The 22866-nt window shown below is 26.1% G+C and carries 19 protein-coding genes and 1 riboswitch; of the genes, 2 read left to right on the top strand and 17 right to left on the bottom strand.

Annotated elements, in window-relative coordinates; all coding sequences use genetic code 11:
* Positions 1-1608 precede the first annotated feature (1608 nt).
* On the top strand, positions 1609-2220 hold the full coding sequence (locus C7380_RS11165) for a hypothetical protein (RefSeq protein ID WP_109605940.1): 612 nt from the start codon (positions 1609-1611) through the stop codon (positions 2218-2220).
* Between the two features lie 134 nt (positions 2221-2354).
* Here C7380_RS11165 and C7380_RS11160 read toward each other — a convergent pair whose 3' ends face one another.
* The 13 genes from C7380_RS11160 to C7380_RS11100 form a co-directional block, all read right to left on the bottom strand.
* Entirely contained in the window at positions 2355-3119 is a 765-nt protein-coding gene (locus C7380_RS11160) for an ABC transporter ATP-binding protein (RefSeq protein WP_170110830.1), read from the bottom strand.
* Positions 3116-4168: a FecCD family ABC transporter permease gene (locus C7380_RS11155; protein WP_109605938.1), complete on the bottom strand. Its 1053-nt coding sequence runs from the start codon at positions 4166-4168 to the stop codon at positions 3116-3118. Before C7380_RS11155 ends, C7380_RS11160 begins: the two co-directional genes overlap by 4 nt.
* Complete coding sequence (locus C7380_RS11150; protein WP_109605936.1) at positions 4165-5100, bottom strand: ABC transporter substrate-binding protein; 936 nt, start codon at positions 5098-5100, stop codon at positions 4165-4167. The genes C7380_RS11155 and C7380_RS11150 overlap by 4 nt, the downstream gene beginning before the upstream one ends.
* A gap of 121 nt (positions 5101-5221) precedes the next feature.
* Positions 5222-5352: riboswitch (cobalamin riboswitch) on the bottom strand.
* 92 nt (positions 5353-5444) lie between these two features.
* Entirely contained in the window at positions 5445-6257 is an 813-nt protein-coding gene (locus C7380_RS11145) for a mechanosensitive ion channel family protein (RefSeq protein ID WP_109605934.1), read from the bottom strand.
* A 67-nt stretch (positions 6258-6324) separates the two neighbouring features.
* Positions 6325-8577, bottom strand: a complete 2253-nt coding sequence (locus C7380_RS11140) for a glycoside hydrolase family 65 protein (RefSeq protein ID WP_109605932.1) — start codon at positions 8575-8577, stop codon at positions 6325-6327.
* A 9-nt stretch (positions 8578-8586) separates the two neighbouring features.
* Complete coding sequence (gene pgmB / locus C7380_RS11135) at positions 8587-9228, bottom strand: beta-phosphoglucomutase (RefSeq protein ID WP_109605930.1); 642 nt, start codon at positions 9226-9228, stop codon at positions 8587-8589.
* 14 nt (positions 9229-9242) lie between these two features.
* Complete coding sequence (locus C7380_RS11130; protein WP_109605928.1) at positions 9243-10133, bottom strand: carbohydrate ABC transporter permease; 891 nt, start codon at positions 10131-10133, stop codon at positions 9243-9245.
* Positions 10134-10144: 11 nt separating this feature from the next.
* Positions 10145-11314, bottom strand: coding sequence for a carbohydrate ABC transporter permease (locus C7380_RS11125; RefSeq protein WP_109605926.1), 1170 nt, complete (start codon positions 11312-11314; stop codon positions 10145-10147).
* 48 nt (positions 11315-11362) lie between these two features.
* On the bottom strand, positions 11363-12574 hold the full coding sequence (locus C7380_RS11120) for an ABC transporter substrate-binding protein (RefSeq protein WP_109605924.1): 1212 nt from the start codon (positions 12572-12574) through the stop codon (positions 11363-11365).
* A 15-nt stretch (positions 12575-12589) separates the two neighbouring features.
* A complete protein-coding gene (locus tag C7380_RS11115) occupies positions 12590-13546 on the bottom strand; it encodes a LacI family DNA-binding transcriptional regulator (protein WP_109605922.1) in 957 nt (318 codons plus the stop codon).
* 284 nt (positions 13547-13830) lie between these two features.
* A complete protein-coding gene (locus C7380_RS11110) occupies positions 13831-14787 on the bottom strand; it encodes an ornithine cyclodeaminase family protein (protein ID WP_109605920.1) in 957 nt (318 codons plus the stop codon).
* Between the two features lie 21 nt (positions 14788-14808).
* Positions 14809-15690: a sulfite exporter TauE/SafE family protein gene (locus C7380_RS11105; RefSeq protein WP_109605918.1), complete on the bottom strand. Its 882-nt coding sequence runs from the start codon at positions 15688-15690 to the stop codon at positions 14809-14811.
* Positions 15691-15795: 105 nt separating this feature from the next.
* Positions 15796-16611: a TrmB family transcriptional regulator gene (locus C7380_RS11100; protein ID WP_109605917.1), complete on the bottom strand. Its 816-nt coding sequence runs from the start codon at positions 16609-16611 to the stop codon at positions 15796-15798.
* A 219-nt stretch (positions 16612-16830) separates the two neighbouring features.
* Between C7380_RS11100 and C7380_RS11095 the strand changes: the two genes are divergently transcribed.
* Positions 16831-17505, top strand: coding sequence for a hypothetical protein (locus C7380_RS11095; protein ID WP_109605915.1), 675 nt, complete (start codon positions 16831-16833; stop codon positions 17503-17505).
* A 14-nt stretch (positions 17506-17519) separates the two neighbouring features.
* Here C7380_RS11095 and iadA read toward each other — a convergent pair whose 3' ends face one another.
* The 4 genes from iadA to C7380_RS11075 form a co-directional block, all read right to left on the bottom strand.
* Positions 17520-18683, bottom strand: coding sequence for a beta-aspartyl-peptidase (gene iadA / locus C7380_RS11090; protein ID WP_109605913.1), 1164 nt, complete (start codon positions 18681-18683; stop codon positions 17520-17522).
* A 146-nt stretch (positions 18684-18829) separates the two neighbouring features.
* A complete protein-coding gene (locus C7380_RS11085) occupies positions 18830-20227 on the bottom strand; it encodes a PTS fructose transporter subunit IIC (RefSeq protein WP_109605911.1) in 1398 nt (465 codons plus the stop codon).
* A 2-nt stretch (positions 20228-20229) separates the two neighbouring features.
* Positions 20230-20691, bottom strand: a complete 462-nt coding sequence (locus C7380_RS11080) for a PTS sugar transporter subunit IIA (RefSeq protein ID WP_109605909.1) — start codon at positions 20689-20691, stop codon at positions 20230-20232.
* Between the two features lie 18 nt (positions 20692-20709).
* The gene (locus C7380_RS11075; RefSeq protein ID WP_109605907.1) at positions 20710-22608 is read right to left on the bottom strand and encodes a BglG family transcription antiterminator; all 1899 of its coding nucleotides are present in this window, start codon (positions 22606-22608) and stop codon (positions 20710-20712) included.
* Between the last annotated feature and the right edge of the window lie 258 nt (positions 22609-22866).

Genomic DNA, 22866 nt, shown 5'->3' with positions numbered 1-22866 from the left:
AATATATAATTTAGAAATCATATAGAAATATATGGAAATATAATATGTATAACCTCATACACATCAGATAAAGACTATGTATTCAATATAAAAAACTACAAACAAAAAGGAGAATACATGGAATTAGCGACAAACATGTACTATCCGAGTTAGTACTATGAAAAAAAAGAAAAAGAGAACAATTTCTTCAAAAATATATTCTTTTACTCTGGAAAAGAAATAATAAATAATCCATATGAACCAATATTAGGACAAACATATTAAAAATACTATATGCAAACAGAGACAAAGTAAATATAGGAAATATACTATTAGTGAATGAAGATGAAACAAAATATGAATTTGAAAAATACAAGTATAATTTAAAAGAAATAAGTATGTACGAATTAGAAAGACTATTTTAGAATCATCTAAACAAATTAAGAAAAGAAAAAATAGAAAGAGTGTACACAAGTAAAGACTATGAATAGACATACCATATATGCAACAATATAATATATAGACTAACAAAAAAAGAAATAAACAAAGAAAATTATAAAGAAAATATAATAACATTATTAGAAACGTATAAACAACTAATAAAATATTATGATATAGATATAATAAACTATTTATTTGGAATAAAAATAGAAATATTCAAACATATAAAAGAATATTAGGAAAAATACACAAATAAAATAAAAACAATAAAACAAGAACATGAAAGATACTTAAATAACTATATAGGAAATATAAACACATATTTAAATGAATTAAAATACAAAGGATATGAAATAAATGAACAAATGAGAGATATAGAACCATTCCAAAAGACATATCTTGTAAATGATAGACTACATATAATATAGAACAATATAACAACAAACATAAACAAAATATAGACACAAATAAACGTATATGGAAAGAAAGTAAAATACAACAACAATGGACTGATGTATAATCTATTCAATAGTAAATCACAAAACATAATAAATATACAAGGAGAAGAATATGTATGTACTAAATAGTATTTAGACAATGATATACCCCAATATGCAAATAAAAAGAGAGATTATTATGATGATAATGCAGGAATAAGTTAGGTAGCAAAAATAATATAGGCAAATAAATTATCTGAACATATGAGAGAATACTATGATGGAAATATAACAATAATAGGAAATACAAAAATAAAACCATATGATAATTTAGATATATAGGATAGATATACAAATATGATTGGAAAAATAGAAGTATAGCAAGTAATAACAAAATATGATAATGAAGATGGTTTCATAACAACAGTAGTACCAAACATGATAACAGATACATCAATACCCCATAATATAGGAAGAGCATGGAATGTGATGATGAATGTAAACACAATGATAGTATACATAGCAGGTTAGGTAGTGGGATAGACAGCTTTCAGCGGATTACCACATTTTGACCATTTTGTGTATAATTCTTTGGGTTAGTTAGATATTGTTTTGGGTAATTTTGAAGATTTTATTAATTATTATATAAATGATTAAAAATTGAAAGAAGATGAATAAAAATCATCTTCTTTTTTTAAATTAAAAATGATATAATCAACAAAGTAAATATTATAATAAGTGGAGGTAAATGATGAAAAAAATGAGGAAAATAGTATTAATAATAATGTTAATGATAATATTAGTAGTTGGAACTATGTTAATAAAGACATTAATAGATTTTCATGAAGAAGAGAAGATTAGAAACAATGAAGCAAAGGGAATTATTAATAAGAGTGAAGATACAGGCAAAGATATTACTGATCAATCTACAGAGACTATTATACATGGTCCTATGTATATTAAGATTTATAATCATTTGGAGAATCTTTATTATGATGGTAATGAGAATGTTGAAAAATTTGAAAATGAATTTAGTTATTATTTTATAGATAAAGAAACTAAAAAAGTAGTCATGTTTACTGTAAATAGAAGAGATAGACTTTTTGGTTTTATGGTTGAAGCAAAAAGTGATGGTTTGAATGAAAGATTAGTAGATAAAATGGTGTATGATGATTATACTCCTTATGGAATTAAAATGCATAGAGATTTTCTAGCAGCAATAAGATATTGTTTGAGAAATTCTGAGGATACTAATATAAATAATATAAAAGTAACTTTTTATACTAAATATAGTCTACATTTGACTTTTGTTGAACAAGAAAATTATTATGCTGTATTTTTTATAGATGATATCGAACAGTAGCCAATATTTTTGAGAATATACTACAAAAATTATTATAAATAATGCATGGTTAGTCTAAGATATAGAAACCATGCATTTTTTGTTTAATATCTCCAGTACCCAGATTTACGAGGGATATATGCAGATTCAAAGACTCATGGGATATAATGGATGTTTAATTTTTTAGTGTATTCACTTTCATTTATTTTGGCATTTACTTCAAAAACTTCTTTAAACATTTTTTCTGTCAAAACTTCTTCTGGAGTTCCCATATTATAAATTTTCCCATCTTTCATTATTATTAAGTAATTACAATAATATGCTGCTAAATTCATATCATGTATTGCTGAAAATGTTGTTTTATTTAATGATTTTAATATATTCATTATTTGAATTTGATATTTTATATCGAGATGATTTGTTGGTTCATCGAGTATTATGAACTCACTTTGTTGAACTATAGCTCTTGCTATGAAAACTCTTTGTTTTTCACCACCAGATAAGCTGAAGAAACTTCTTTCTTCATAGCCTTTTAAACCAACTATCTCTAATGCTTCATCTACAATTTTTTCATCTTCTTTTTTATTACTTTCAAATAATTTTTTATGAGAGTATCTTCCCATGAGGACTATATCTTTTATTGAAAAGTCAAAATCAATTATATCATTTTGAGCAACTACTGAGACAATTCTTGCGAATTCTTTTGAGGGTAAATTTTTTATATTTTTTTCTTCTATATATATATTTCCATTGCTTGGAGTTAGTACTTTGTAAATATTTTTTAAAAGTGTTGATTTTCCACATCCATTTGGTCCGATTAGTCCTACAAAACTCTTTTCTTTTATTTTTAAGTTTATATTTTCTATTATTTTTTTATTGTTTATACTATAATTTAAGTTTTCTATTTTTAATTTAATCATTTTTTGCCTCCAAATGAATAGGAGTTTTTTCTTAATAGATATAAAAAGAAAGGAACACCCAAAAATGAAGTTATAACTCCTATAGGTATTTCTTCGGGACTGAATGCAGTTCTTGCGAAGGTATCTGCCCATATTAAAAATAATCCTCCACTTAGAATAGAAAATGGTATTAATTTTTTATGAGTAGATCCTACAGCTTGTCTTGAGATATGTGGTATTATCAATCCTATGAATCCAATAATTCCTGTTAAAGATACTATAAATCCAGTTAGTAATGTGCTTATTATTATTATTATTTTCCTTATTAATTCAGTGTTTATTCCAAGAGTTTTTGATGTATCTTCTCCTATAAGTATTCCATCGAGTTCTTTGTTGAATATATACATTATTGTTGCAGATATTATCAAGAGTAAAAAAGGTAATAAAATATTATTCCATTTAGCTCCTCCAACACTTCCAACCATCCAGAACATTGCAGATCTTAATTTTGAAGAATCTTTTGCCGTATATACCATAAAAGTTGTCAATGATGAGAACATGGCTGATACTGCAACTCCTGTTAAAACGAGTTTGCTCGATGAATATCCAGAACCAGAATGAGCTATTTTGAAAACTATTAATGAAGATAAAATAGCCCCTAAAAAAGCCCCTATTGAGGGGCCTAAATAACCTAAAAAACCAAATATTCCGAGTATTATAGAAGCAACTGCTCCTGCAGAAGCCCCTGAAGATATTCCCAGAATATAAGGATTGGCTAAAGAGTTTCTCGTTAATGCCTGCATTAAAACGCCAACAAATGAAAGAGTTGCTCCCGTTATAAAAGCCATTAAAATTCTTGGGAGTCTTAGATTCCAAACTATTGTTTCTATAGATTTTGCCCATTGTATTTGAAATATCTCTTTGTTAAAAGTATTATTTATTATTATTTTCCAAACATCTAAAGGATTTATTTTTACTGGACCTATAGTTATTGTTATGATTATTGATAATATGATTATTAAAATTAATGCCATTATGGAAAATAAAAAAGTGCTATTTTTTATTTTCATTTTTTAAAAATCTCTGGATAGAAGCCTTTTGTCATAGTTGTTATAGCATTAATATTTCTTATTCCAGGAGATAAATCGGCTAAACCTATTTTTACAAATTTATTGTTTTTTACTGCATTTAAATCTTTTGTTGCAGGATTTTCTTTTAAGAATTGTACTTTTTGTTCATAGGTTGTACTTCCGTAGTCAACTATTAATACTATATCTGGATTTGATTGAGCTACTTTTTCCCAAGATACATTTGCATATGCTTTTTGTATATTACCAAATATATTTATACCTCCGGCTTCTTGTATTAAAGAACCACCAAGACCAGAACACACTACAAAGGCTGAATCTTTTCCAGAGTCATATGCCAATACTTTTACTTTTTTTACATTTGATGGAACTTTTTTTCTTACATCATTTATTTCATTTTGCATACTTTTTACGAGTTTTTGAGCTCTATCTTCTATATCAAATATTTTTCCTATTGTTATAAAGTCTTCGTATACTGTTTCTAATGTTGCATCTGGTTCTACTGATTTTATTATTAATGGTTTTATATCCATTTGAATGAGTGTTTCCACTGATCCTACATTTTTATCTGTTAAAGCTGAATGCCATCCAGTAACAAAATCTGGATTTACAGATAAGAATATTTCTTTTGAAGGGTATCTATCAGAAAGTATTGGTATTTTGTCATAGGCTGTTTTTAATTCTGGTAATATTTCATTGTCTGCCCATGCAGTTCCGGCCATTTTTTCTTCAAGATTTAAAGCAAGAAACATTTCTGTTGTGAAATGTGAAAGAGTTACAGCACGTTCTGGAGATTTTGTATAAGTTATTTCATAATCTTTTCCTTGATGAGTAAAATTGACTGTGACTGGTTCATAAGCTAATACTAAAATTGAAAATAATAAACAAAAAATTAGACTTAAAGTTTTTTTCATATAACACCTCTCATAATATTTTTAGCATAAAAATAAAAAAACACCTTCAAGAAGAGGTGTAGGGACATTAAATAATCTTATTAAATTAATAATGTCACTCATACCATCCTCGTGATATAAGTAATATTGTTTATTTTTGGCTGGTAATCTGACTTAGGCTTTATGCCATTACAGTAGCGGGACTGTGTCGGATTTTCACCGAGCTTCCCCATTTGAAAAACAAATAGTTTTACCAAAAATAAGTGTTTATTAACTTTTATGCATAGATTATTATATCAAATTTATAGTTAATAAGAAATGTGTTTATTATTAATATTAAAATAATCGGAGAGATAACTCTCCGATTATTGTATATTGCCATCTTTTATATGAAGATCTAATTGATTGAAAGGAATTTCTATATTATTTTCATCAAATTTTGTTTTTATAATTTTTGCTATTTCTGTTGTTGAGGTTATGTAGTTTTCTCTTTCTGCCCAATATCTTATTATGAAGTCTATTGATGAAGAACCATAACCAGTGAATAATATCATAGGTTTATGAGAATCATCTGAATATAATTTTTCATAAGAGTTTACAGATTCTTCGAGGATTTTCATGGCTTTGTTTAAATCTGTATCATAAGCTACTCCAACAGATATTTCATTTCTTCTTATGTTTTCAGGCCAGAAATGTGTAACTGTTGATGACCAAACGGATTTACTTGGTATATTTATTAATTTTCCATCCCATGTTTTTAATATGACATGATTTAATTTTATTTCTGATATAGAACCTGAGTTTCCGTTTATTTCGACTGCTTCACCTTCGATTATTAGTTTGTTTACCATTATTAATATTCCACATATTAAGTTTTCAAAAGGTTCTTTTATAGCAAAACCTATTATTATACTTGATGCACCCAATCCAGCCAATACAGGTGCAAGATTTTTAAATAAAACTGAGACTATTATAAAGATTGCAAGTGTATATAATCCTATATCTAAAAGTGTTTTCATGGTTTTTTTGTACTGAAGATTTATTTTTGAGTTTTTTTCAGATAGTTTCAGCATAGTTTTATATATTATTCCAGAAAGCATTTTTGCCACTATAAATATTATAAAACTTATGCCAATTCTTACAATCCAGCTTATTATTGCTGCGGTTGTTTCATTCATATTAATCCCCTCCTAATAATATATGTTTTTTTATTCATATATATTATATAATAATTTGGGAGATTTTTTAATTTAAATAAAATTTATTTGTACCTTTTTTTAATTTGTGCGATTTATTTTTAATTTTTATTTCAATTTCTCTTTCGGAATTTATAATTATTGTATTTTCTGTTATGTTTATATTTAATACATTATTTTGCCAATTAATTTTGTAATTTAGGCTTTTCCATTTTTTGGGTATCCATGGATTAAAATTTGGAATATTATTTTTATCTATTGAAAATCCTCCAAATCCATAAACTATACTTTGCCATGAACCACCAGTAGAAGCTGCATGCAATCCAAGTGCTGTGTTTTTTTGATTATCTTGTATATCTGTCATTATGGTTTTTATAAAATAATTATAGGCATTATGTGTATCTCCAATTTTTAAACCCATTATTGAATACATAGATGGACTTAAAGAAGATTTATGCATTGTTCTTTTTTCATAATATTCATAGTTTTTTCTTTTTATTTCTTCTTCGAATTCTTCACCTAAAATTAATAATAACATTATCACATCTGGTTGTTTTATTAATTGTGTTTGATTTAGTTTGTCTAATTCTATGTTTTCTGGCCATAAAGGCATTTCATTTTCATCATATTTTTTTATTTTATAATCTTTTAAATTGAAGTAGCCTTCAAATTGCTCTATTATATCGTTTTTTGAAGATAAAAATATTTTTTTATAAATATTTTTCCAGTTGTTTATGTTTTTTTCTGATATGTTTGTCTTTTTTATCAAATCTTCGTATTTTTTAGGGGATTCTATTTTATATTTTTCTATTATTTCACAACATTTTTTTATATTCCATTTTGCGAGGTAATTTGTATAGAAATTATTGTCTACGTGTTCATGGAATTCGTCAGGACCTATTACTTTTTTTATTTCATAATAATCTTTATCCTCATTGTGAGTTAATCGAGATTCCCAGAATTTTGTGGTTTCAATAAATATTTCATATCCATAATTTTCCATAAACTCTTTATCATTTGTTGCTTTGAAATATTGCCAATATGCAAGAGCTATATCTGAACTTATATGAAATTCTTCATCTCCAGTCCATATTCTTACGGGATTACCGAGATAGTCTATTCCCCATTTTGGAGTTTCTTCAAGGCCTATATCTGCTGATTCCCATGGGAATTGTGCACCATTATAACCATTATTTTTTGCATTTTCTTTTGCACCTTTTAAAGTGTTGAATCTATAGAGTAATAGAGATCTTGCAATTTCTGGATAAGTATATGTAAAAAATGGTAACATAAATATTTCTGTATCCCAAAATATATGGCCTTTATATCCTTCGCCATGTAATCCTTTTGCACCTATACTGACTGTTGGATCTTTTTGATATGCACATGATATCAGATGGAATAGATTAAATCTTAAACCAGTTTGTGCTTTATCATCACCATCAATTGTTATATCTATTTTTTTCCATATTTTTTGCATTTCTTTTATATGTTTTTTGAATTCTTCTTCAAAGCTTGAATTTTTATATAATTTTATATCATTTAATATATTTTTTTTTGGAGTTTTAGAATTTCTTGAAGTATGTATTAAACAATTTTTTTGTATTTTATAAGTCCTACTTTTTTTTACATATATTTCGTATACTTCTTCTACGAGTGTTTCTAAATCATAAAATTTTCTGTTTTTTATATTTTCTGAATAAAGTCCTGTCCATTGAGAAATAATTGATTTACTATCATTTGTTTTGACTTGTAAATATAATCCATTTTCTAAATCTTTTATTTCATCGGTTTTATAATGTTTTGATTTATTTATAGGATCGAATTTTGAATTAGTTATATTAGAGTTTATTGTATTTTGTATTGTCAGTTTCCCATCAAAATTTATTGGGGTTATTTCATATTTTATCATCATTAAATGTTCATCAAATCTGCTTACGAATCTTTTTGATTTAATATTTATTATCTTGCCTTTTGGAGTTTTTAATTCTGTTTCTAAATTTAGAGTTGCTTCTTTCATGTTTAGATATCTATCATATTTTAATATTTCTGTTGAATCTAAAGTTATTATTTCATCTTCTGAATATATTTTAAATTCTAAAGGATCTGGAAGATTTACTATTTCTTTTACTTGGGCATTTGATTTATCAAATATTCCAGCTACAAAGTTTCCTCTATTATCAAATGAAGAGAGTTCATTATAACCTCTTATGCCTCTATATCCATTTGCGAGGGTAAATAATGTTTCATATTTTTGTACATTTTTTAAATTATATTTTTTGTCATGTATTTCCCAGTTCATTGTATCCTCCTAAAATTCTAATATTTTTAAGTCTATATTTTTGAATCCATTTATTATTTTATCGGCTTCTTTTAATGTTTGATGGTTTCCTACACCAATAGTTTTCATTTGTCCTATTTTTGCAGCTTGTATACCAGCTATAGAATCTTCAAAAACGACACATTCTTCAGGTTTGATATGCATTTCTTGTGCTGCTTTTATGAATACTTCTGGATCGGGTTTTGCTTTACTCACTTTATTTCCATCTATTATGGAATCGAATATATCTATCAAATTTAGTCTTTGAAGTATTGTAAGTGCATTTTTGCTTGCCGACCCTATTGCTATTTTTAAATTATTTTGTTTTAATTGATTTAAAAAAATTTTAACCCCTGGAAGTATTTCAGTTTCTTCCATTTTTAATATATATTCTCTGTACCATTTATTTTTTTTGTCTGCAAATTCTAGTTTTTCTGATTCCTTTAATGTAATATTTCCGATTTCTAATATTATGTCTAATGATTTCATACGACTAACGCCTTTTAATCTTTCATTATCTTCTTCATTAAAGTTTATATTCAACTCTTCTGCAAGTCTTTTCCAAGCGAGGTAATGATATTTTGCAGTATCAACTATTACCCCGTCTAAATCAAATATACATGCTTTTATCATTTTGTTTCCTCCTTTTAGCCTTTTATTGCGGATACCTTTCCTGTTTCTACAAATTGTTTCTGAAAAGATAAAAATATTATTATCATAGGTATTGTCATTAAAATAGAGCCAGCCATTAGGTATTGCCAAAATGTATAATAAGATGATTTAAAGAAATTTAAACCCATTGTTAATGTATACATTTCTTTTTGGGAGGTTATTATTAGAGGCCATTGGAAATCATTCCATGCTCCTAAAAATGTATATATTGACAATGCTGCTATTGCAGGTTTCGAATTTGGAAGTACTATTTTAAAGTATGTTTTTAATATACCAGCACCATCTATTCTTGCGGCTTCTTCAAGTTCTTTTGGAAAACTTAAGAAAAATTGTCTCATCAAAAACAATCCAAAGATATTTGATAATTTTGGTATTACAAGTCCTGGATAGGTGTTTACAAGATTTAATTTGACCATAAGATTATATTGAGGAATCATAGTTACTTGTGATGGGATCATCAGTGTTGCAAGTATCATAGTGAATAAGAAATTTTTAAATGGGAATTTTAATCTTGCAAAAGCATATCCTCCAAGGGTATCAAAAATTATATTTCCTATTGTTAATAGTACTGCATATAGTACTGTATTTATTATCCACCTTCCATATAATGGAACAACTTCAAATATTTTAAAATAATTTTGAAAGCTTAAAGGTGCTCCAAAGGCAGAAGGTTCAGAACTAAAAAGATCTATTTTTGGTGGCCATTGCATTATATCTACACCACGCTCTACATTTTGTGCATCTGTATAAGTTAAGGGTGTCATAGATACTATTATCGCCCAAAAGAATGGAAATAAAGATATTATTGCATATAATATTAATATTATATATGAAATGGTTCTTGCCGTTTTCCACTTATTTTTCATATTTTCACCTCTCAATACTCTTCTTTAAAGAATTTTTTTTGAATGAATGTTATTAATAGTATTATTCCAAAGAGTATAACTGCAAGAGCAGAGGCATAACCCATATTTCCATATTCAAAAGCATTTTTGTATATGTAATATGAGATTGTTATATTTCTCATATTTTTTATCAAGAAATATATTTGGTCGAATACTTGTAAACATCCAATAGTTCCCATTATCATTACAAAAAGTATTTGGGGTTTTAGCATTGGCATTGTTATTTTCCAGAAAATTTTTCCATCTTTTGCACCATCAATTTTCGCAGCTTCATATATCGATGGAGATATATCTTGTAATCCCGCTAAGAAAGTTATCATAAAATATCCAGCAGTTGTCCATATATTCATTATCATTATTGCAAATAATGCAGTATTAGGTTCGTTTAACCAATCAACTGGCTGATATCCGGCCCATCCAAAAAAACTTGTTAATAATCGATTCAATACTCCAGGTTTAGAATATATTAACCAAAAAATCATTGAAATTGCCGCTGAAGAGGTTATTGAAGGTATAAAAAATGTTGTTTTAAAAAAACTAACCCCTTTTATTTTTGAATTTGCAGCAACTGCAAGTAAAACTGCCAGTATAGTTTGAACAGGTACAACTATTAAAGCATATAATATTGCATTAAATAAAGAGATTGTAAAATATGGATCTGAAAACATTTTTTTGAAATTTTTAAAGCCTATGAAGTTTGGAATGTATTTTTTGAATTTATTAGAATCTTTTAGCATATATTCAGACATAAATGTTGAAACTTTTGTTTCATGATTTAATTTTTTATTTTTAAAATCTTTTAATAATTTTTGAGTATCAAAATACTTTTTTATGCTTGTTTTTGATTCTTCATCGAGATTGACACCAACATCTAATTCTATAAAGGTTAGTATATCAAAATTTTGTTGTAATTCTTCTAAACTCACATCATTTAATTCGTCTGAAAAATATCCAGTATTAAATTCTAACGCTTCTTGAGGATTGACTAAATTATTGAATTTTTGAGCTTCTAATGGTTGATAATTAGTAAAACTATAATAAAACACTGCAATTATTGGATAGAATGTAAATATTATAACTGTTAATAATATTGGAGCTGAAAATATATATCCTGTTATGGCTTCTTTTGTAGATCTTTTCATTTTTTCACCTCTTTTAAAATATAAGGGGGATTTTTTATCCCCCCTATATTAATTAGAACTATTCCATTCATCATATTTTTGGTTTATTATATTTTGAGCTTCTTCTATAGTTATTTTATTATAGAATAGGTCCTTTAATAAGGAATTTATTTGATCATTTGCTCTTGAAAATATTCCGGTTTTTGTTGGAACTGTCCAAGGTATTCCATATTCAACGGAATCAAAAAATACTTTATTTGAATTATTTTTTATATTTTGAGCTAATGATTTTCTTGATGGTAGTATACTTGTTCTTTCTGTAAAAACCTTTTGCCCTTCTGTTGTTAGGTATTTTAGTACTTCCCAAGCTTCTTGTCTGTTTTTTGTTTGTCTGTTTATTGACCATGATACTGTATATATCATACTTGCTCTTTTTTTACCAACAGGTAATTCTACTACTTTTATTTTATCTTTCATGTCTGGGTATTGTTCTTCTATAAATCCTTTTGTCCATGGACCAGACATTCCCATTGCTACTTTTGAGTTTGCTATTGCTTCTCCAATCCATCCAGATCCAACATTTGAAGGTTCAAACCCTACTCCATATTTGTTTATTAGATTAACATAAAATTCAATTCCCTCAATAGATTTTTGAGAAGTTATTGCTGTTGATAAATCATCATTTACTAATTTTCCATCATTTCCAATTATGAAAGGTATTGCTCTATTGAAGTCTGCATCTAAAACTAAAGGTGTTTCATATCCATTCTGTTTTAATTTTTGAGCTTTTGATAAAAAGTCTTGCCATGTATCATTTGATGTAGGATATTCAACATCGTATTTATCAAAAATTTCTTCATTGTAGTATAATGCAAGTGTTGAGAAGTCTTTTGGAATTCCATATAATCTGTTGTTTGATGTGAATCCATCTATTAAGTTCTCATAAAAATCATCTATATCATAATTATCTTTTTTTACATATAAATCTAAAGGTAATAAGACATTTTTATTTGCGAATTCTTGAAAATAACTTATGTCTATATAAAATATATCTGGAGCTGTTCCTGCTGATAGTCTTGTTAAAAGAGTTTGTTTATAGTCTCCTGGAATTGGGTCCCATACAACTTTAATATCTTTGTGAGTATTATTAAAATTTTCTACTACTTTCATCATGGCTGTTTCTTCATTTGGATTGCCAGGCCATCCAGAAATTTTTATTTCTACCGCAGAAAATGCAGTTATTATTGAAATGAGTATGAATAATACCAATATTTTTTTCATTGTTTGTTCCTCCTCTTATAAGTTAGTGCTTCCCCTTTCAATTAAATCTGTTGGGATTATTATAGAATTTATTTTTTGTCCTTGAGACAATTTATGAAGATTCTTGGCTGCATTATATCCAATTTCAAAAATATTTTGATTTATGGTTGTGAGATCAAAATATTTTGAAAGCATTATATTATCAAATCCTATCATGGGTATTTCAGGTTTTTTTATTTCATTTAAAATTTTAATAGCCATTTTATCTGATTCAAAAAACATACCATCGTATTTTTCTTTATTTTTTAAATATATCTCAAATGCTTTTTCTTCTGAAAAATCAGAGTATAGTATATCCATATTTATGTTATGTAGTTTTGAAGCTTTTAAAGAACCTTCAATTCTTTTATCAACAACGGGATTATTTTTATTTCCTGCTATGTGAAGTATATTTTTACAATTTTTTTGATATAAATGTTCTATTGCTGTGAATGCTCCCGATTCATTGTCTGAATCTATATAATTAAAATTGTTTTTTGAATTTCTTCCTATCACTATATATGGAAAGTTTTCAGAGTTTAAAAAATCTATCCTTGGGTCATTTTCCCTTAAATCAAGAATTACGAAACCATCTACAATTTTGCTATCTATTATAGATTTATAATAATTTATTAGATCTTTTTGATTTCCATGAGTATCCACTATTAATTTTAATTCATGTTTTGAAAAGTAAGATAAAGCACCTTGTACAAGTTCTTGAGAATAATCGGCTTCAAATATTTTATCTGTGTTAACCGAAAATATTATGCTATAAATACCTGTTGATTTTTTTCTTAAAGATTTTGCTATAGCATCTGGTTTGTAATTATGATCAGATATTACTTTTAATACTTTAATTTTTGTACTTTCTTTTACAGAATTGGAATTATTTATTACTCTTGAAACTGTTGCGACTGATACATTGGCCAATTTAGCTATTTCTTTTATATTCATTTTGAAAACACCTCTTTTGTAATCGATTACAATAAAATTATATTTCTAAATTCATCGTTTTTCAACTTCTAAATACAGCTATTTTATAAGATTATATCATATTATTTGTGAATAGAGATTTTTTTCGTTATATCATGTTATCACATTGAAAAATGTAATCGTTTACAAAAAATAATAAAAAGAGAAGAACTAAAAAAAGTTCTTCTCTCATAAATAATATGATAAAATATGATTGATTGATTATTTTTTTGGGGATGCCATTTTCTTAATATTTTTAGGTATCCTCATTTTTTTAAAGTTTTTTCATATATTTTTTTTGCCATTACTATGTCTAGAATAGATATTCCTACGGATTTAAAAAGAGTTATTTCTTCTTTATTTTTTCTACCTTCAATCTTATTAATTAAAACTTCTCCTATATCACCTTTGAAGTCGTGTTCTGATATTATATGTTTTTTTAATGGGATTATTATATCTCCAGATTCGCTTAGAACAGCTGATTTTGAATCGAAATATATTTTGTCTGCATTTTTTATTAGATTTTCATCTATTTCTTGCATTTCAGGAGTATATGAACCTATGGCATTTATATGAGCACCTTTTTTTATATCTTTAAAATCGAATACCGGTTTTTTTGATGTTGTTGCTGTTGTTATTATATCCGCATTTTCTACAGTTTCTTTTGGAGTTTTGCAACTTTTTACTTTTATTGAAAATTTCTTTGCCATTTCTAAACAAAATGAATTACATCTTTCTTCATCTATATCAAATACTCTTATTTCTTCGAGATTTCTTGCAGTTAACATGGCTTCGAATTGACATTCTCCTTGACCACCTGTTCCAAACAATGCTCCTATTTTTGAATCTTTATTTGAGAGTATTTCTGTTGCAGCTCCAGCTACTGCTCCAGTTCTTATTTGAGTTAAATATGTTCCATCTAATGTACTTAAAACTTCTCCTGTTTTACCACTTAATAAAATCATAGTAGAGTTTATTGAATTTTTCCCTAATTTTATGTTTTCTGGAAATACAGAAACTATTTTTATTCCAGATATGTCTAAGCTTTCTATATATCCTGGCATAAATAAGCTTTGTCCTTTAAATTTTGGTATATCTATATTAGTTCTTAAAGGTATTATTCCTTCGTTTTTTGAATGAAGTATAAAAGCTTCTTTATTTGATTCTATTGCATCTTTCATATTAAATATTTCTTTTATTTTTTCTTTTGATATATTTATCATAAAATACCTCCATTAAAATTTTTATATATTTTGCTTTGTCTTAGGTTTTTTAAGTTCTTCAAGAATCATGCTTATTGCAGTATATAGTATTACGGCTACAACTATCCATTGAACCATTTCTAAGTTTAGACTTTTAACTATAAAAACTGCTATTAAAACACCTATTATTCCGAATATGGATGTGAAGAAGGTTATTTTTCTTGAGTATTCTCCGAGTCTTACAAATTCTATACTTCCAAGAGGAACAGAAAATGTACAAGCTCCCATCATTATTGGAAAAGCAATTCCAGGATTTAATCCAAGTGCATAAATTACTGCCATTGTTGGTGCATATGAACCTATTCCTATATTATTTAATGCCCCAAAAACAAATAATGAAATCATAGCTATTATTAATTTTATACCTCTTAATCCTGTTTCATTTCCACCAGATGGTAATATATTGAATTTTCCTGCAAGTATGAAAAAAGCCGCTATTATAAGACCTATACTCATAAATCTTCTTATCGCTTTTTCAGAGAGTTTAACTACAAATCTTGGGCCAAGATAAGCACCTATCATTTGAGAAATAATACACAATATTAGAGTTAAAACATCTACTTTTATTACAGAAATATAAGACAATGCCATTATTGCAACTGGTATAACGCATTGAGTGTTTAATGTGCCTGGAAGTTTTTTATCTGTTACCAATCCACTTTTTCTGTATAAAACTGTTGAAAGTGCAAAATCGGATATTCCAAATGTTGATAAAAAATATAAAACTATGGACCAAATAGATAAGAATAAACCATTTCCCTTTTCTTTAAATGCTTCATTTTTATTTTTTATGAAGTCTTTGAAAAATATAAATCCAAAAAATCCGTTAACAACAACTATCAAAATCAAAAGTATGCTTACCATGCTTCTATACCTCCATAAAGAAAAATTTTATACTATATTGACCTCCTTTCAAAGAATTATTTATAATTTTATTAATTATTTTTTGAGGTATAGCTTTTTGAAACTCTATTTAATTTCTAACTTTTCAAATATGTTTCTAAAATCTTTATCAGAATAGTGATACTCTTCTTCTAAAACTTTTCCAAATTTTTCTATTATTTTTAATGTATAAGCATCATGTTTTATATATTCTTTTGCCAGAAATATCAAAGAATTGCTTTCTGTCCATATTACTTCAGCGTTTTTAGTATTTTTTATATGGCCAAATATTACTTGATTTGAATCTGATACTATATTAATCCATCTACCACCGAATTCTTTTTCTTTTTCATCTTCAAAACCATGTGGGTAATAATTTTTTATGTTTAATTTGTAATTATGGTTTTTACTATAAAATATTAATAGAAGTTTTTTTCCACTACTTTCAAATTTTTCTAAATCTTCTTTTATTTCTTTATAATCTTCTTCCCAAATTTGTAAGTAAAGTTCGTTTTTTGTGTTTTGTATCATATTTCTACATTTGTTAAATGTATTTTCGTACCCTTCTATATGCCACATATTATCCATATCAACTTTTCTGTTGTATTCATTTAATTCATAACTTATATTTTCTAAAGCTTTATTGTATTTGTATTCTAAGTTTTTTATTAATTCATTTATTGGAATTGCATCATAATAGATAGGATTTGTATTTTTTGTGTGAACTATACATCCTTTTTTTATTAGAATTTCAAGTATGTTATATACTTTGGATCTTGGAACTGAAGAATTTTTACTTATTTCATAACCAGATGATTTTCCCGTTTTTAAAAGAGTTATATACACTTTTGATTCATATTCTGTGAATCCGAACATTTTTAATGTGTTTAAAATATTTTCCATTTTATCAACCTCTATTTTAGTAGTTACTTTCGGTGACTATTATACCATATTTGTTATTAATTTAGCAAGCTCTTAATTTATACATATTTTCATTTTTTGGTTGATAAATGCTTCTAAATAGTAATAATTTGTTTTTTATTAAAAATATTGTTTTTTTTAGATTTAGAGTTATAATTATAGTATACTAAAGTATTAAATGATTTTTATGGGGGGATAAAAATGGATAGAAAAGTTTGGAATGCTCAGTTGAAGTATCTCAGAAGTATTATATTAAAAAAGAGTTTTTTTAATGAGAGTATTGATTTATGTTTAAAGCTTCATGCAATGGTTCATTCTTCAAATATAAGCGATATAGGTTTAGAAACTTTTGAAGATGATTTATGGAAAGATCTCGATGAGTTGACTTTTAAAAGAGCTGTTCAAAAGAAAGGGAGAACCATAGCCTATGGTATTTGGCATTCTACAAGAATAGAAGATATTACTATGAATATACTTGTGAATAATGATCAACAGGTTTTAGTTTCTTCTGGTGTATATGAGAGGTTGAATTCTAAAATTACTGATACCGGTAATTCTTTGTCTGAAGAAGAAATACTCCATTTTAGTAATGAAATCAATATGATTGCTCTTAAAGAATATAGAGATTTGGTTGGAGAAAAAACAAGAGATATAATTAAAAAATTAAAATTTGAAGATTTTAAGAGGAAGTTTTCAGAAGATAGTCTTAAAAGAATTATAGATGAAAAAGCTGTTTTAGAAACAGAAAAATCTGTTTGGTTGATAGATTTTTGGGGTAAAAAAAACGTTGCCGGTATCATTTTAATGCCAGCAACAAGGCATAATTTAGTTCATTTAAATGAATCTATGGAAGCTAAAAAAAGAGGTATTAAATAGTTAAATTAATTTTTTTATATGAAAGTGTTTTTTACTTTTATTTTTTTATTTTCTATCATTATTTTTCCCATTGATATCACTGTATTTATTTCTAAATCTTTGTCTAATATGACTATATCGGCATCTTTTTGTTCTTCTATGGTTCCTTTATTTTTTAATTTTAATATTTTTGCGGGATTTTCTGTTATAACTTTTATTGCTTTTTCTATAGGAATATTTTCTTTTATTATCGCATTTTTAACTTCTTCGTATAAAGAAGATGATTTTCCTATGTCGAGTCCAATAAAATTTCCTTTTGAATCGAATTTTGGTAAGCTTCCCTGTCCATCAGAAGTAAAGGTTATATTTTCTATTGGAATGTTTTTTTCAAGTGTTATTTTTAAAGCTTTAGAACATTTTGTTTCTCCATTTTCTAAAAATTTATGGGTTGTACTCGTTGTAAAGTCTATATAGCCACCTTTTTTCGCATATTTTAGAGCTTCTTCAAAAACTTTTGGGTTTCTTGTACAATGTGTTGGTAAAAATTGTGTTATAGGAATTTCTGTATTTTCAACAACTTGTAGTATTTTAGAAAAATTTTCTTTTCCATCTCCTAAATGAATATTTATTATTCCGGCTTTATTGGAGAGAATTCCACCAACTCTTGCTTGTGAAGCTACTTTGACTAAATCTTCTATTGATGGATGCGAAGATCTATGATCCGATAATGCCAATTCTCCAACTCCTATTATCTCTTCTATTAATATTATATCGTCTTGTATATTTTGAGTTAATGTTTTTACTGGAAATTGATAAGATCCAGTATAAATATAGCAACTTATTCCTTCTTCCTTTAAACCTTTTGCTTTTGCTATTAAATTGCTCATAGTTCTTGTTGTTCCATCTGTACCAAGACAACCTATCACCGTTGTTATTCCATGTTTTGTCAGATCTGTTAGAGTTATTTCAGGTGTTCTGGTTTTATATCCACCTTCACCACCACCGCCTAAAATATGTACATGTGAATCTATAAATCCAGGTATTAATATTTTATTTTTTCCATCGATAACTTTTATTTTTAAGTTTGTGTTTAATGATATTTCATTACTTATTTTATATATTTTGTTTCCTGTTATTAAAACGTCTTTTTCTCCAATTTTTTCTGGAGCATATACTTCTATATTTTTAATTAGAATCATTTCATCATCTCCTTTTATTAATTATATTTTATATTATATGGAGGTTTATATACAAATTAAGTAATGATATAAAATTGAAAATAATGGAAGTTTATAGAATAAAAATACATCCAAATAGTTTTATTTAACTATTTGGATGTATGGGTTTAAGATAATTTTTTTAATTTTTTATTTTTTAGAATTACTATCATCATTGCAGATACTAAGCTACCTATAGCAATACATGTTAAAAATAATGGTAGATTATTTGTTGCACCAAGAAATCCTACTATAGGACCACCATGAGGAACATTGTCTGTTATATTAAAAATCATTCCAAGCGATGAAGCTACAGAACTACCAATAATTATACTCGGTAAAACTCTTTTTGGATCTGCAGAAGCGAATGGAATAGCCCCTTCTGTTATTCCTATTAAACCCATTAATAATGCTGATATTCCAGATCCTTTTTCTTCATCTGTAAAAACATTTTTATTTATTAAGGTTGCAAGTCCCATTGCTAGAGGTGGTACAGGTATTGCACAGGCAACAGCTCCCATTATTTGAGGGTTTCCTTCTGTTATTGAAGCAACACCAAATAAAAATGCAACTTTATTAAAAGGACCTCCCATATCTATTGCTACCAATGCTCCAAGTATTATTCCAAGAAGTATTCCAGTTGAGGAGTTTTCAGATAATGTTCCCAAAAATATGTTTAGATTTGTCATTAACCATGCTACCGGTTTTCCAAGTATTAATATGAATGCCGAAGATATTATTCCTACTCCAAGCAAAGGTATTACAAATATTGGCATTACTGGTTTAATTGTTTTTGGAACTTTCCAGCTATTCATCCATTTTACAAGATATCCTGCAGCATATCCAACAACTATACAACCTAAAAATCCAGTTCCTGCTTCTGTTCCAAGAATTTCAGGAGATACTGCAACTTTTGCCGATATCATTGCTGGTGCTAATGAAGCTCTTCCCGATATTGAAAATGCTATAAACCCTGCAAGTATGGGGTACATTAAATCAAAACCAAGTGCTCCTATTTGATTTACTTTGTTCCAAAAAGTTGATTTTATTATCATTCCTTCTGATGTGGGAATTCCACCAATCGCAAGTGCTAAAGCTATGAAAAGTCCTCCCACAACAACAAATGGTATCATATGTGATGCACCATTCATCAATTGTTTTATGGCATTTGAGTTTTTTGCTGAATCTTTATTTGTTTGGGTGTTTTTTTCTTTATAAAGAATTGAAGAATTTTTTAAGTTTTTTATTATTGTTTCTGGATTTTTTATTATATTTTTTATAGATATTTCAGTTATGTATTTTCCATCAAATCTTTCTTTTTCATCTATTGCAACATCGGCAGCTATTATCACATAATCTGCATTTTTTATTTCTTCAGAAGTTAATTTGTTTTCTGTCCCTTGAGAACCTTGTGTTTCTACTTTTACTTCATAGCCCAATTTTTTTGCAGTTTGTTCGATTTTTTCAGCGGCGATATATGTATGAGCTATTCCAGTAGGACATTTTGTAACTCCAATAATTTTCATATTTATTCCCCCAGTTTTTCTATTATGTATTTATATAATTTTTTACTATCTTTTTCTTTTATTAATTTGTTTAAAAAATCTTCATTTACAAGATTTCTTGCAAATTTTGATATTATTTTTAAATGCATATTTTGTTCATCAGAATATGGCATTACTAGAGCTATTGCAACTTTTACTGGTTTTTCATCTATTGAATTCCAATTTATTTCTTCTTTGAATCTTATTATAGATATCATAGGTGATTTAAGTTTTTTTATTTTTGCATGAGGTATTGCAATGTGATTGCCAAAGCCTGTTGAGTCAATTTTTTCTCTTTTTAAAAAACTTTTACTTAGTTCTTTTTCGTTTAGGGGTTGTTTTTCTGAGCATATTTCGCTGATTTTTTTTATGGCATCTTCTTTAGTCTTTGATGGGATTTCTACATCATTTATTATGTATTCTGGTTTTAGCATTTGTTCTATCATATTTTTAATCCTCCATTTTTAATAGTTTATTATTTCAGATAAATATCTTCTGAATTTTTCATCATCATATTTTATTATTTGTTGTATTTTTTCTTCTATCTCTTTTTTTGATAGATTTTTATAAAAAGTAGATAATAATAAAGGATTTAATTTTACTGTTTCTTCGCTAGCGGCAAATAAAAAAATTATATTTACTTTTGAATCATTCCATATTATGGAGTTTTTAAGTCTTAAAATTACCATTTTTGTTTCCTTTACAAATTTTGGATTCCCATGGGGTATAGCTATAGTATTTAAATTTGTTGAAGAGATTTTTTCTCTTTCGAGAACAGAATTTAAATATTCTTTTTTTACATAATTGTTTTCTATTAAATATTTAATGCCTTCTATTATTATGTTTTTTACATTTTTTTGATTTGTGTTTATTATTTTTGATTCTAATACTTTTATCGTGAGAATATTATTTATTTTTTTACAGTTTATTACTTTTCTTATTTTGTTTAATTCTTGTTCTAAGAGCATTGGAGTTACATAAATTAGGGGGATTTTTTCTTCAATGATTTTTTCAGTAGTTATTATGAAATCATATTTTTCTTTTTGTATTTGATCTTTCATTTTTTTATATTCTTGTATAGTTAATACTTTTTTTATTTGTAATTCTGGAAATAATCTATTTAATTTTAATTTTATTAATTCTGAAACTGAAATTCCATAATGGCATATTATTATAGTTTTTACTTTTCTTGTTTTTTCTTTAGATCTTTCGAGTGCTGATTGAAAGTGTATTGTGAAATATACTATGTCTTCTTGAGATAAAGAAATATTATACTTTTTTTCTATGAATTGAGCTGATATTGTCGCCATTTCATAAGCAAGTGGATATTGTCGTTTAAACTCCTTAAAGGTATTTTTTACATCTATTAATTCTTGAAATTTTATTTTTTCTATTAAAGATGTATAAACATGTGTAGAAAAATTTTTTATCAATATTTGATCATTTTGTAGGTTTATTCCAACTGTGTTTTTTATTATTTCTAATATTTCTGTTATTAATGGTGACATTTTTTTTATCATGTTTTCTTTATTATTTAATTCTATTTTTTTTGAATTTTCTAAAATATGTATTATATAATTTTTTTCGTCTTTATTTAAATTGATTATTTTCTGTATATTATTTATTATTATTTCATATTTAGAATTTTTATCATATTCTTTTATTATGGGATCTTTTATGTATTGAATATTGTTTTCTTTTTCATATATTAAAAGTAAGATAGAGAGAAAAATTTTATTGGTTGATTCATCGGTGTACATTTCAATTTTTAATATTTCTTCTATTATTTTTATAGTATTGTTTATGGTTTTTTCATTTAAATAATTTAGTATTGGAAAATGTATTTCATTAAATTTTGATATTTCTTTTTTAAAGTTTATTCCAGAAAAATATGGAAATAATAAATTTATGAAAATATTTCTTTTTAATAATGTAGAGCCTTTGAATATTATTCCATGTCTTCTTTTGGAATATATATTTTGATTTTTTTTAATTATTTTTTGCATATGTTTTTCTACGAGTGAACGGCTTGTATATAATTCATCTGCAATATCTTGCAAAGTTAAATAGTTTTTTTGTAATATTATTAAAAGTATTATTTGATTATCTATTTCAAATTCATTTAAGTCTTCTGTTTCTTTTAGCATTTTTAATATATTTTCATGTCCATATAGTATTATTTCATTTTTATTGTTTAGATAAATTTCTATTTCATATTTTATGAAAAGTTTTTTTAAATCTTGTATTTCTTGTTTTACCGTTTGAGGGCTAACATTCAATAGATCAGAGATTTTATTTATGTTTATATTTTCATCGTTTAAAAGAATTTTTAAAAAATCTGATTGCCTTTGTGTTATTTTCATTTATATACCCCCTTTTTATAAAGCTTTCAAAATAATTATAGCTTAATATATTTTTTAGTAAAACATATATTATTTTTAGTTTTTTATAAAATAATGTGTTTTAATAAAAAAAAGAAACCGTATTAAAAAATAACGATTTCTTTTTTTGTTTTTATGCTTAATATTTGTTTTTATATTTTAAATAATTTAATTTTTTGAATCAAATCTTCAGATATTTTAATGAGATTTTCAGAGTTAGAATTAACACTTTCAGCAGTT

Origin of the sequence: Oceanotoga teriensis, from assembly GCF_003148465.1 — a bacterium.
Lineage (GTDB): Bacteria > Thermotogota > Thermotogae > Petrotogales > Petrotogaceae > Oceanotoga > Oceanotoga teriensis.
Note: the sequence above shows the minus strand (reverse complement) of the source record. Positions and strands in the feature narration are given on the sequence as shown.